This is a genomic window from Enterococcus gallinarum (assembly GCF_021496385.1).
In the GTDB taxonomy this organism is placed as follows: Bacteria; Bacillota; Bacilli; order Lactobacillales; family Enterococcaceae; genus Enterococcus_D; species Enterococcus_D gallinarum.
Map to the genome: position 1 here is coordinate 809,416 of NZ_CP050816.1, position 11,779 is coordinate 821,194.

11 protein-coding genes are annotated in these 11,779 nt (G+C 41.4%); 7 read left to right on the plus strand and 4 right to left on the minus strand.

The window, feature by feature from the left end:
- Nucleotides 1–4: 4 nt before the first annotated feature.
- From HED61_RS03960 to HED61_RS03980, 5 genes are all read left to right on the plus strand, one after another.
- Nucleotides 5–1,867, plus strand: coding sequence for a PTS transporter subunit IIBCA (locus HED61_RS03960; protein WP_003127879.1), 1,863 nt, complete (start codon nucleotides 5–7; stop codon nucleotides 1,865–1,867).
- Nucleotides 1,868–1,890: 23 nt separating this feature from the next.
- Nucleotides 1,891–2,544: a bifunctional 4-hydroxy-2-oxoglutarate aldolase/2-dehydro-3-deoxy-phosphogluconate aldolase gene (locus tag HED61_RS03965; RefSeq protein ID WP_021150673.1), complete on the plus strand. Its 654-nt coding sequence runs from the start codon at nucleotides 1,891–1,893 to the stop codon at nucleotides 2,542–2,544.
- Between the two features lie 144 nt (nucleotides 2,545–2,688).
- Entirely contained in the window at nucleotides 2,689–3,369 is a 681-nt protein-coding gene (locus HED61_RS03970; RefSeq protein ID WP_002331383.1) for an IS6-like element IS1216 family transposase, read from the plus strand.
- Nucleotides 3,370–3,439: 70 nt separating this feature from the next.
- Entirely contained in the window at nucleotides 3,440–3,850 is a 411-nt protein-coding gene (locus tag HED61_RS03975) for a zinc-binding dehydrogenase (RefSeq protein ID WP_021150672.1), read from the plus strand.
- A 62-nt stretch (nucleotides 3,851–3,912) separates the two neighbouring features.
- Nucleotides 3,913–4,689: a DeoR/GlpR family DNA-binding transcription regulator gene (locus HED61_RS03980; protein WP_021150671.1), complete on the plus strand. Its 777-nt coding sequence runs from the start codon at nucleotides 3,913–3,915 to the stop codon at nucleotides 4,687–4,689.
- A 170-nt stretch (nucleotides 4,690–4,859) separates the two neighbouring features.
- On the opposite strand, the gene uvrC is transcribed toward HED61_RS03980, so the two are convergent.
- Together uvrC and HED61_RS03990 are read right to left on the minus strand one after the other, a co-directional pair.
- The gene (gene uvrC, locus HED61_RS03985) at nucleotides 4,860–6,650 is read right to left on the minus strand and encodes an excinuclease ABC subunit UvrC (RefSeq protein ID WP_003127892.1); all 1,791 of its coding nucleotides are present in this window, start codon (nucleotides 6,648–6,650) and stop codon (nucleotides 4,860–4,862) included.
- A gap of 178 nt (nucleotides 6,651–6,828) precedes the next feature.
- Nucleotides 6,829–7,656: a LysR family transcriptional regulator gene (locus HED61_RS03990; RefSeq protein ID WP_219645222.1), complete on the minus strand. Its 828-nt coding sequence runs from the start codon at nucleotides 7,654–7,656 to the stop codon at nucleotides 6,829–6,831.
- A gap of 91 nt (nucleotides 7,657–7,747) precedes the next feature.
- On the opposite strand from HED61_RS03990, the gene HED61_RS03995 reads away from it, so the two are divergent.
- Nucleotides 7,748–8,764: a YeiH family protein gene (locus tag HED61_RS03995; protein ID WP_005469953.1), complete on the plus strand. Its 1,017-nt coding sequence runs from the start codon at nucleotides 7,748–7,750 to the stop codon at nucleotides 8,762–8,764.
- A gap of 201 nt (nucleotides 8,765–8,965) precedes the next feature.
- On the opposite strand, the gene HED61_RS04000 is transcribed toward HED61_RS03995, so the two are convergent.
- Nucleotides 8,966–9,589 carry a helix-turn-helix domain-containing protein gene (locus HED61_RS04000; protein ID WP_003127896.1) on the minus strand — a complete coding sequence of 208 codons (624 nt, stop codon included), beginning with the start codon at nucleotides 9,587–9,589 and terminating at the stop codon, nucleotides 8,966–8,968.
- 201 nt (nucleotides 9,590–9,790) lie between these two features.
- On the opposite strand from HED61_RS04000, the gene HED61_RS04005 reads away from it, so the two are divergent.
- Complete coding sequence (locus HED61_RS04005) at nucleotides 9,791–10,246, plus strand: hypothetical protein (protein ID WP_021150666.1); 456 nt, start codon at nucleotides 9,791–9,793, stop codon at nucleotides 10,244–10,246.
- Nucleotides 10,247–10,327: 81 nt separating this feature from the next.
- Here the strand turns inward: HED61_RS04005 and HED61_RS04010 are convergent, their stop codons facing one another.
- Nucleotides 10,328–11,767 carry a 6-phospho-beta-glucosidase gene (locus tag HED61_RS04010; RefSeq protein WP_003127898.1) on the minus strand — a complete coding sequence of 480 codons (1,440 nt, stop codon included), beginning with the start codon at nucleotides 11,765–11,767 and terminating at the stop codon, nucleotides 10,328–10,330.
- Between the last annotated feature and the right edge of the window lie 12 nt (nucleotides 11,768–11,779).

Below are 11,779 nucleotides of genomic sequence, written 5' to 3' on the forward strand. Positions count from 1 at the left end.
AAAAATGAATCAAAATAAAGATGTTATGGTAGCAAATGCAATCATTGAAGCGATTGGTGGAAAAGAAAACATTCGAGCTGTAGGACACTGTTCCTCACGCTTGCGTTTGACCTTGAACGACAAAAAAGTAGTTAACGAAGCTGAGATTGAAAATATTGATGGGGTAAAGGGGCAATTTTTTGCTGGAGAGCAATACCAGATTATTCTTGGAACGGGATTTGTTGATCGTGTGTATGCTATTGTGGTTGGAAATACGAGTACTGAGTTAAATACAGATATTAAAGGCGATCTATATGAGGGGATGTCTTTACCTAAAAAAGTATCGCGAATTTTAGGGGATATTTTCATTCCAGTTATTCCAGTTTTGGTTGCTACCGGATTATTTAGCGGTTTTATCAATTGTATCAACGCTTTTGGTGTAGAAATGAACCCAAATGTTTTGACAATCGCAACTATTTTGATGAAAACAGCTTTCACATTTTTGCCTGTACTGATTGCATGGGCGGGAATGAAGCAATTTGGTGGAAGTCCAGTGTTAGGGATTGTTCTGGGTTTGATGTTGGTCAACCCGTTGTTACCAAATCCTAGCGATGTCGCTAAAGGGGTAGCAGACGCGATTACATTTACGTTTTTCGGATTAGATTTGAATGTTGTAGGTTATCAAGGTTCGGTATTACCGGCCCTAATGGTGGCGATTATAGCCGCAAAAACGGAAAAAGCACTAAAAAAGAAAGTTCCTGATGTCCTTGATTTGATTGTCACACCATTTACAACGATTTTAGTTGCTGGATTATTAGGTTTGATTATCATTGGTCCAATTTGCCAATACATTGAATTGCTTGTTTTGGGCGCTGCAAAAGCAGTAATTGGTTTACCCTTCGGATTAGGCGGTTTGATTATTGGAGGAACGCAACAAGCCATTGTTGTCACTGGAATGCATCATATATTTTTGGCTTTGGAAACAGATTTGTTAGCGAATACGGGATTTAACCCATTTAATGCAATGATTACTGGTGGAATTATTGCACAAGCAACTGCGGCCTTAGTAACTGGATGGAAAGTTCAGGATAAAAAGAAACGTGGCTTTTTGATGTCGGCTTCATTGCCAGCTTTCTTGGGGATCACAGAGCCAGCGATCTTCGGAGTGAATCTAAAATTTGGCAAACCGTTCCTTTTTGCCTTAACAGGTGGGGCAACTGCGGGTTTAGTTGCAGGATTGTTACATGCTAAAAGTACTGGTATGGGTGTGGCAGCTATACCCGGAATTGTTACTTATTTGTATAGCGCAACTGGTATCAAAGATTATTTCATTATTCATTTAACGGGAATGATTGTATCTGGCGGATTGGTCTATTTCTTTTTCGACCCTAATGAAGCAATGGAACAAGAAGAACAGAAGAAAGGGATTGTCAAAGAAGCTGGACATGAAAAGATCTATAACCCAGTTCAAGGATATGTTGTAAAAATCACAGATGTTAATGATCCCGTTTTTTCAAAGAAAATGATGGGTGAAGGATTTGCGATCAAGCCAGAAAATGGACAGGTGTATGCACCGTTTAATGGAACGATTATGTCAATTTTTCCTACAAAACACGCCATAATCATCAAAGGTGAGCATGGAGAAGAAGCATTGATTCATATGGGGATTGATACCGTGGAATTGCAAGGTAATGGCTATAATATTCTAGTAGAAGAAAACGAAAGAGTCACAAAGAATACGTTGTTAGCAGAAATTGATCTATCTCTTTTGAAGGAAAACAATAAGGATACTTCGATTATGGTTGTTTTTCCTGAAATGAAAGATCCTCATTTAACTATTCAGTATGGGATGCAGATGAATGGAAATGAGATAGGAAGTATCGTTTGAAAGACGGAGAAGGGTGCTAAAGAATGAAACGTGTAGAATTATTAACTAAAATTGAAGAATCAGGTGTCATTGCGGTAGTTCGCGGAGCTTCTAAAGAACAAGGAAAACGATCCTGTGAAGCATTGATTCAAGGTGGAATAAAGGGAATCGAAGTTACTTTTACATTGCCTAATGCTGCAGAGGTTATTAGGGAATTAGTTTCGGAGAACTTGGATTCTAGCGTAGTAATTGGTGCGGGAACAGTTTTAGATGTCACTACTGCCCGTTTAGCCATAATGGCAGGAGCTGAATTTATAGTTAGTCCGACCTTCGATCAAGCAACAGCAGAAGTTTGTAACCTGTATCAAATACCTTATTTACCAGGGTGTCTAACCGTAACGGAGATAAAAGAGTCTCTAAAAGCAGGCGTAGATATCGTAAAATTATTTCCCGGATCGGCATATGGCCCAGCAATCATATCTGCCTTCAAAGCCCCCTTGCCACAGATAAATATTATGCCAACCGGAGGGGTGTCGTTGGAAAACATGAAAGACTGGTTCAGGGCAGGTGTGGTAACAGTCGGCGTCGGGGGCAATCTTTTGAAGCCCGCTGAAACTGGAGACTATAAAGGTGTCACGCGTATCGCTAAAGAATACATGACAGAATTTAAAAAGATTAAGGATGATCTTTATGACTAAAATATTGACACTGGGTGAGATCATGCTTCGCCTTTCCACCTGTAACAATGAACGTCTAAGTGACAATAATGGTTCTGTTGCAAAGTTTTAAATCTACTATCAGATAAGGTAGAATAATAGAAAAAGATAGCAGGAGGAATGACGATGAGTCATTTTAAAGGAAAGCAATTTCAGCAGGATGTGATTATTGTAGCCGTGGGCTACTATCTTCGTTATAACCTTAGCTATCGTGAAGTTCAAGAAATCTTATATGATCGTGGCATTAACGTTTCTCATACGACGATTTATCGTTGGGTGCAAGAATATGGCAAACTACTCTATCAAATTTGGAAAAAGAAAAATAAAAAATCCTTTTATTCATGGAAAATGGATGAAACGTACATCAAAATTAAAGGAAAATGGCATTATTTGTATCGAGCCATCGATGCAGATGGTTTAACCTTGGATATTTGGTTACGTAAAAAACGGGACACACAAGCAGCCTATGCTTTTCTTAAGCGGTTAGTGAAGCAGTTTGATGAACCGAAGGTTGTAGTCACAGATAAAGCCCCCTCTATTACAAGTGCCTTTAAGAAACTAAAAGAATACGGCTTTTATCAAGGGACAGAACATCGTACCATTAAATACCTGAATAATTTGATCGAACAAGACCATCGTCCAGTAAAGAGACGCAATAAATTCTATCGAAGTTTACGCACTGCCTCTACCACGATTAAAGGCATGGAAGCCATTCGAGGATTATATAAGAAAACCCGAAAAGAAGGCACTCTCTTCGGGTTTTCGGTCTGTACTGAAATCAAGGTATTATTGGGAATCCCAGCTTAAATCATAGATACCGTAAGGGATTTTATTCTTTATTTAAAACTTTGCAACAGAACCGGAAATAATTCCCGACTTGGTTCCATTGACCTCTGATGGATTGCAGGAAAAAGTTTTTGCTGAAACCAATGGTCAAGGGGTAGACCTGTGTATTATTGCCGCGCCGGCACCACAGGCACAAGAAGCAAGTTTCAGTTATATGGCGACAAACGGTCGCTGTCTCTTCTTTGGCGGCTTGCCAAAGGAGAAAGAGGAAGTCAAATTGAACACGAACATTCTTCATTACAAACAATTACGCGTTTTTGGTTGTACTCGTGCCAGCTTGGCAGGCTATCGAACATCCGCACAGCTAGTTGCTAGTGGCAGAATTCCGTTGAAAAAATTGATTACAAAATGTTACACAATCAATGAGTTTCCTCAGGCGCTTGAAAATGCTGTCAATGCAGTAGGTTTGAAAAATGTCATTGTCTTTGACGAATCATTTTAGTTTGATTGCTTCCATTTTCAGTTTCTTTTATAATGAAACAAAACACAAAAAGGTGATAGAAGATGGATGATCAATTGTACGCAGAGGAAAGAAAACAATCAATCGTTAAAATAGTCAATGAGAAAAACCGGATGCAAGTTGCTGAGTTGGCGGAACTTTTCAATGTGACGGGTTCAACGATCCGCAATGATTTACGAGAACTTGAGAATGAGGGGTTAGTCACTCGAACCCACGGTGGCGTGATTAAACGTGAATTTCAACGAAGTGTTGAGACGATCCCCAAAAATCGGGCCTTTACCAATGAAAAATACCGCATCGCTGAACGTGCGGTCCGATTGATCGAAGAAAATGATATTTTGGCGATTGATACAGGAACATCTTGCCGTGCGTTTGCAGAAAAATTGATCAACAGTCCACTGAAGCATTTGACGATTTTGACCTATGATTTGGAGATTGCCTTATTGATAAGTGAGAAAACCAATTATCAAGTGCAAGTCATTGGCGGTACCATTCGAAATGGCTATCCCTATGTTTCAGGCAGTTCTGTGGCATTGGGATTAGCGGGTTTTTCCGTGGATAAAGTGATTCTAGGCACCACTTCTTTTGACAAGAATTATGGGCATTCAACTCCTAATTACGAAACGGCTGAAATGAAGAAAAGCCTGATCAATATTAGTCGGATCAAAATTGTTCTATGTGAATCCAGCAAGATCAATCAGCGGAGTTTCAAGCAATTTGCTGCACCAGATGAATGTGATTATTTGATTACAGATTCTCATATCACACAAGAGCAGAAAGCTGAACTGGATGGCTTGCGTGTCAACTTGTTGATTGCTTAGGAAAACATATCTAGATATCTGGGTAACGAATTTTGTGAAAGAGCCATCTAAGAGACAGGCCTGAAAGGGAACGAAACATTCCGCTATTCCCTTGAGAGCACGTTTATGTCTTAGTGGCCTTTCCAAACAATTCGATGATTCATTCCAGCAAAAACCACGTCCGAGTGTTTCTAGGACGTGGTTTTCTTTTGATCGGATAATTTTTCTAAAATTGTTTCGGCAACGGCTTGCGGAATGCCCGCTTGCTGGATCTCTGCCACGGAAGCTGCTTGAATGTTTTTCAGCGATTTGAAGGTTTTCATTAGCTGTTGCTTACGTTTTGGTCCTAAACCAGGAATTTCATCCAATCTTGAAGAGAAACTGTTCTTGCTGCGCAATTGTCTGTGGAAAGTAATGGCAAACCGATGAACTTCATCTTGGATTCTTTGCAGCAAAAAGAATTCGACTGAATTTCGTTCGAGCTGAATCGGCTGCAGATCATCGCCAAACAGTAACTCACTGGTTTTATGTTTATTGTTTTTGACAAGACCAGCTACTGGAATATCTAATCCTAACTGGTTATGCAAGACATCTTGTGCGGCGCCTACTTGACCTTTCCCACCATCGATGACGATCAAGTCAGGAAATGGCAATTTCTCTTTCAAAACTCGCGAGTAGCGCCGGTAGATCACTTCCTGCATCGAACCATAATCATCACCGCCTTGTGCGGTTTTGATTTTGTATTTTCGGTAATCATCTTTTGAAGGCTTGCCGTCCACAAAGACGACCATTGCAGAAACTGGATCGGTTCCCATAATGTGAGAGTTGTCAAACGCCTCGATGCGATAAGGGGCCGAAATGCCCATGGCTTCACCTAATTTTTCCACCGCACCGATGGTCCGTTCTTCTGTCCGCTCGATGAGAGCAAACTTCTGATCCAATGCGATTTGCGCGTTTTTATTGGCTAAGTCGACCAATTTTTTCTTGTCACCTCGTTGTGGCTGCAAGACTTTCGTTTTTAGCAGCACTTCTAGAGGTTCCCGTTCAATCGTTTGGGGGACAAAAATTTCTTTTGGGATGAAGTGCTCGTTCTTTTGGTAGAATTGACCGATGAATGTCAAAAAGTCTTCTTCCGCTTCGTTGTAAAAAGGAAACAAGGAGACTTCCCGCTCAATCAATTTTCCTTGGCGGATAAAGAACACTTGGACACACATCCAGCCTTTGTCCACACTGTAACCGAAGACGTCGCGATCAAGCAGATCGGTCAAAGTCATCTTTTGACGCGTCATAACGGTATCGATGGCTTGGATTTGATCGCGCAGTTCCGCAGCACGTTCAAATTCAAGGGATTCAATCGCTTCGCCCATTTTTTCCTTTAGTTCTTTTTGGATCTCAACATGGCCACCGTGGAAAAAGTGTTTGACTTGATCAACGATTTTTCGGTATTCCTTGGGATCCATGTGATGAACGTAAGGACAGACGCACTGTCCCAAATGATAGTAGAGACAAGGGCGTTTTTGCGATGCACCACATTTGCGTAATGGAAACAAGCGGTCCAAGATCCGTTTTGTTTCATTCGCTGCTCGGGCATCCGGATAAGGGCCAAAGTAAAGCGCACCATCTTTCAACACTTTGCGGGTGATGATCAATTTAGGATAGCGTTCATTCGTAACTTTGATAAATGGATAGGACTTGTCGTCCTTCAACATAATATTGTATTTTGGTTTGTTTTTTTGAATGAGATTGATTTCTAACAAAAGCGCTTCAGTATTGGATTCAGTGACGACATATTCAAAGTCGGCGATCTCCTGAACTAAGCGTTCCGTTTTCGTGTCATGACTTCCTGTAAAATAGGAACGTACACGATTTTTTAAAATCTTCGCCTTACCTACATAGATGATCGTACCATTTTTGTCTTTCATCAAGTAACAACCAGGTTGATCGGGTAAGAGAGCTAATTTGTTTTTGATCTGTTCCTTCATTTCAGGGTCCTTTCTAGGTGGTCGTTCACATCTGTTTTACTTTATAGGGGAACGTCAGAGCCCCTATTATTCTATCACAAAATAATTAAGAAACAATGAATGAGTTTTTTTACCAAAAAAATCAGTTCAATCGTAAGAAAAGATTAAGAAGTTGCCTGATGGCATCAAGAGACACCGATTATTCCTCCTGCCATTGTCGGATAAAAGAAGCACAAGCAGCAAATTCTTTATAGGAATCGCGGGTCCGTTTGACCAAATAAAATTGGCGGCGATAACGCTCGCCTAAATCTTCATGGGGGACATCTCCAGCAGCTCGTGCAGAAATGATTGAACAGCCGAAGCCTTTTTTCAACAATGCAACGATCATCTCATTATTGGCGATTTGTAAAATAGGCGTCTGGATATTTTGCTCTTCTAGATAGCGTTTCATATAATAATAAACCCCAGAACTTTGTTCTCGCACAAGCCACGGTCCGACTGCCGGATCGCCAGCCAATACTAGCTGGTCACTCATCAATGGGTATCGCTCCACGGTAGCAGCGGATAAGGGCTTTTCAATGATCCCTAGGTCAAGCTCGTGTTGCTCTACCGCATGCAGGACAGCGTCAGAGTTCATCATCTCTACTTGAAATTGGATGTGGGGAAAGCGAGTGTATAAGCGCATCAGCAAATCCGGCAGCAAATAGATCGCAAAAGTATGGGAAACACCTATCCGGCATGGAACCAACTGTTGCGTACCTTGTTGGATCTCTTGATAGAGATGCTGCCAATCGTCCAATAAATTCAGCCCTCTTTGATAAAGCAGGTGAGCTTGTGGGGTTGCTGAAATGTTCATGCGGCCATTTCGAATGAAAAGTTGGGTATTCAATTCTTCTTCTAATTGTTTGATATGGGCGGAGACGGTAGGTTGAGACACGAACAGCAACTCAGCGGCTTTCGAGAAATTCTGTGTTTCGTAAACGATTTTGAACGTTTCTAGTTTTTCCAGCAGTGTAATCACTTCCATTATAAAATCCTATTAAAACTATTATATCAATAAATGTTATAGATGAAAAATGCTGTGTATAATATAAGGCAGTATGAAAGGATGGACAAGAATGAATGTTGAAAAAATCAAACCCGTCAATCTGCAGCCATTTTTACCTGGCTTGTTGTTATCATTTATTGTAGCGGCTGTAGCGAAAGTCTTGGCTCTTTGGCTGCCGCAATTAGGAGGAGCGACTTTGGCGATTTTATTAGGGATCGTTCTAGGCAATACGTTCTTCAATCAAAAACAGTATGCGCAAGGAACGAAATTTGCAGAAAGTCGGCTTTTAGAATATTCGGTTGTATTGCTAGGATTTACTGTTACCTTTCAAACGATCAGTGAGATGGGGATTCGTGGTTTTGTTTTCATCGTATTGATGATGACGATCGTTATTACTGCGGCTTACTTGATTGGCAAGAAGTTGGGATTCAATCAAAAAATGAGTTTGATGATGGCAGGAGGCAATGCGGTCTGCGGTTCTTCTGCGATTGGCGCGATTGCACCAGCCATCCAAGCCGATGATGAAGAAAAAGGGCAGATCATCACACTCGTCAATTTGTTAGGAACAGTGATGATGTTGACTTTGCCGTTTCTTGGTCTGGCGTTGTTTGGTTCGGATGTTTTACAAAAAAGCGCACTGTTGGGAGGAACGCTACAATCCGTAGGGCAAGTCGTAGCGGGTGCCAGCTTACTTGATGCAGAGATTGTCAAATATGCCATGCTGTTTAAGATCGCTCGGATCATTTTATTGGTCGTGGTGGTTTTGATTTTCGAACGAATGGTGTCGCAACAAAATCAATCCGCATCCGTCGTAAAACAAAAACGATCGTTGCGTATTCCTTGGTATGTTTTAGGTTTTTTGCTGATTTGTATCTTGAACAGCTTCGTTGCATTGCCAAGTTGGTTGAATGATGCTGCACATTTCATCAGTACCTGGTTTGAGACCATCGCCCTTGCAGCAATCGGCTTGCGCTTAGACTTCCGTAAATTCATGAAAGAAGGACCTAAGTTCCTTTTCTATGGACTTTCAGTCGGTTTGGTTCAAACAATTGCAGCGCTCAGCTTGATCTGGTTGCTGAAAATCTAATACAGGATAAGAAAGAGGCTGGGACAGAAGTGTTAAACTCCGAGAAATAAGGAGGAATACACGGAAATTACTTTTCAAATTTGGGGGTATTTCGACTTATTTCCGAAGGAGTTGCTTCGCCTCTCACCGTTTAGACGTGTTTAGAGCGTGGAACAAAAGTGTTTTTTACTTTTGTTCCACGCTCTATTTTTGTTGAACGCTCTAAAGCATGGCTTGCAAACTTTTTTCAGCGATTTGTTCAATCGGTAGTAGACCGTACTCTTGGCTACTAAGCAAAAGAATCGGGGTGTGTGGTACGGCTTCTTGTAGTTCTTTTAATGCAAATTGAGCTTCAGGAGTCAGGAGGATCAAATCAGCAGCTGGCGCTTTTTCTGCGACTTTTGACAAGCTGTACATCTCTACCGCAATCGGCTGCCTTTGAACAGTAAAATATTTCTGTAATTTTAACTGCAGACGTTGTGTTTGCAGTTCTCCCTCGGTTATCCAGCTGCTGACACTAAAAATCATGATCTGTTTCTCAGATGAGGACAGCTTGTCTGTTTGGATAGTGGACGGAGTTGCTGGTACTTTTTCCATCGTTTTCCCTCTTTTCTTTTTTGAGAATAAGGAAGCAAAAAAAGTTGGTTTTGTATTGCCTAAAAGAGCATCGGTTGAAATATGGAACAACTGACTTAGCTTGACTAACATATCCAAATCCGGATAACTGATATTTCGCTCCCATTTAGAAATCGTTTGCGGCGTGACATTCAATTGATTAGCCACCTCTTTTTGGGTCATCCTTTTTGCTTTGCGCAACTTTTTGATATTTTCTCCAATCTCTACCATCAGAGTAGCCTCCTTTGATTGATAGGTGCAAGAAATGAATCGTTGAATCAGGAAATAAAGAACGCAACGATTCGTTGAATTGCTGATATATTCGCATTTTTCGTCATTTGTAAGGGGAACTAGCTGATTAAAATGACATGAAAAATTTGTAGTCTAAACCGCTTTCTTCTGCTATGATAATCGAAAAAAGGAGAAAAGGAAATGGTGAGTTCTTGGGTTGAAGGCAAAGAAGGAGTAGCGGAGCATCTAGTCTATCTAAACAAAGAAGGCAAAGAGCTGCAGAAATTGTTGGCGGGAGAAAAGAACGCCATCATCCGTGGGGCAGCAGGGCGCAAATCTCCGTTAGGTGGACGCGCAAAAGTTGGCGACCGTGTCTACTTCGTGGAAACAGGTGGCGATCTTTTAGTTACTCATCGTGGCATGATTGAGAACGTGATTGAAACGGAGAAAATGACACCTGAAGAATCACAACAATTTGTTGAGCAGCACCAATCAGAATTAAATTTATCCAAAAAACAAATGGAGCGTTGGGCAGGAAAGAAATTTTTGGCCATTTATCGAATTGCTGAACTGGAAGCGATTGAACCTTTTACGTATCAACGAGGGAAGAACATGGATGACTGGGTAATCACTTCTAGTATAGAGGAAATCAAATAAGAAACCTTAATAAAGCGACCACCTGAAAGAACAGTCTTTTAGGTAGTCGCTTTTACTTTTGGGATAGTAGCAAGACTTCTGTTAAAGTTCTTCACCGTTCGTAGCGATGACCCGTTGATACCAAGCAAAGGAATCTTTTTTCAAGCGTTGCAGACTTCCGTTGCCAGCATTGTCTTTATCAACATAGATCATGCCGTAGCGTTTCTCCATTTCTCCGCTGCCGAAACTGACGATATCGATGATTCCCCAAGGAGTATAACCTAAGACGGGTACACCATCTTCTATTACTGCTTTCTCCAGTTGTTCGATGTGCTGACGTAAATAAGAGATACGGTAGGGATCATGGATCGTGTTTTCTTCTGTTAATTGATCATAGGCACCAAAGCCATTCTCTACGATAAAGAGCGGCAAGTCATAACGTTGATAGATCGTGTTTAAAACATAGCGAAGTCCTACGGGATCAATTGGCCATCCCCAATCCGTCGCGGTGATATAGGGATTACGGACGATTTTTGCGTGAGGGATATCGTCGGTCGGTTGGCCTTCGACAGTTTCCAATGTCGTAATCGTTCCTGACATATAATAGCTGAAACCAATATAATCAACAGTCCCTGCCTTTAGTAAAGCCTTCTCTTCCTCACTGATTTGGATTTTGATCCCTTTTTGCTGCCAGTAAGTTTGTGCATAGGTCGGAATCTTTCCTCTGACGTGGATGTCACTATAGAAGTAACGACGTTCATTGGCTTTGACCGAAGCCATCAAATCTTCTGGTGCACAGGAATAAGGATAGATTGGGACATAAGCCATCATACAGCCGATTTGAAAGTCTGGATTGATTTTTTTCCCCTCAATGACTGCCGCCGCACTAGCGATCAGTTCGTTGACACCCGCTTGAAAGACCAGTTCTTCTTTCTTGCTTTCTTCTTCGATGATCATGGCGGAGTTTGTCCAGACATGTAATGGTTCCTGTCCGTCTGCTTGATTATTGATTTCATTGAATGTCATCCAGTAGGTGACTTTATCTTTGTAGCGTTCAAAAACGCAGGTTGCGAATTTAACGAAGAGGGGAATCACGGCTTTATTGACAAAGCCACCGTAGGTTTCATAAATCGCATAAGGCATTTCAAAATGAGACAGTGTAATGATTGGTTCGATCCCATTGTTTAATAGTTCGTCAAAAAGGTCATCATAATATTGCAGGCCTGCTTCATTGGGCTCGTCCTCTTGGCCGGTTGGAAAAATACGGCTCCAGGAGATCGATGTACGCAGACACTTTAAGCCTAACGCTTTGAATAATTGAATATCTTCTTTGTAGCGGTGATAAAAGTCGATCGCTTCGTGATTAGGATAATACACATCTTCTTTGATGCCTCTCGTGATTTCACGAGGAATCCCGTTTCCTCCAGCAGTCATCACATCAGCAATACTCATGCCGCGTCCTGCGACATTCCAAGCCCCTTCTGCTTGATGGGCAGCAATTGCGCCACCCCATAGAAAATCTTTTGGCATTTTGCTGCTCATAATTCTTTCCTC

Excerpts from the sequence above, each read along its gene's own strand:
- HED61_RS03960 (WP_003127879.1), top strand. The coding sequence starts at position 5 with ATGAATCAAAATAAAGATGTTATGGTAGCAAATGCAATCATTGAAGCG.
- HED61_RS03965 (WP_021150673.1), top strand. The coding sequence starts at position 1,891 with ATGAAACGTGTAGAATTATTAACTAAAATTGAAGAATCAGGTGTCATT.
- HED61_RS03970 (WP_002331383.1), top strand. The coding sequence starts at position 2,689 with ATGAGTCATTTTAAAGGAAAGCAATTTCAGCAGGATGTGATTATTGTA.
- HED61_RS03980 (WP_021150671.1), top strand. The coding sequence starts at position 3,913 with ATGGATGATCAATTGTACGCAGAGGAAAGAAAACAATCAATCGTTAAA.
- uvrC (WP_003127892.1), bottom strand. The coding sequence starts at position 6,650 with ATGAAGGAACAGATCAAAAACAAATTAGCTCTCTTACCCGATCAACCT.
- HED61_RS03990 (WP_219645222.1), bottom strand. The coding sequence starts at position 7,656 with ATGGAAGTGATTACACTGCTGGAAAAACTAGAAACGTTCAAAATCGTT.
- HED61_RS03995 (WP_005469953.1), top strand. The coding sequence starts at position 7,748 with ATGAATGTTGAAAAAATCAAACCCGTCAATCTGCAGCCATTTTTACCT.
- HED61_RS04000 (WP_003127896.1), bottom strand. The coding sequence starts at position 9,589 with ATGGTAGAGATTGGAGAAAATATCAAAAAGTTGCGCAAAGCAAAAAGG.
- HED61_RS04005 (WP_021150666.1), top strand. The coding sequence starts at position 9,791 with ATGGTGAGTTCTTGGGTTGAAGGCAAAGAAGGAGTAGCGGAGCATCTA.
- HED61_RS04010 (WP_003127898.1), bottom strand. The coding sequence starts at position 11,767 with ATGAGCAGCAAAATGCCAAAAGATTTTCTATGGGGTGGCGCAATTGCT.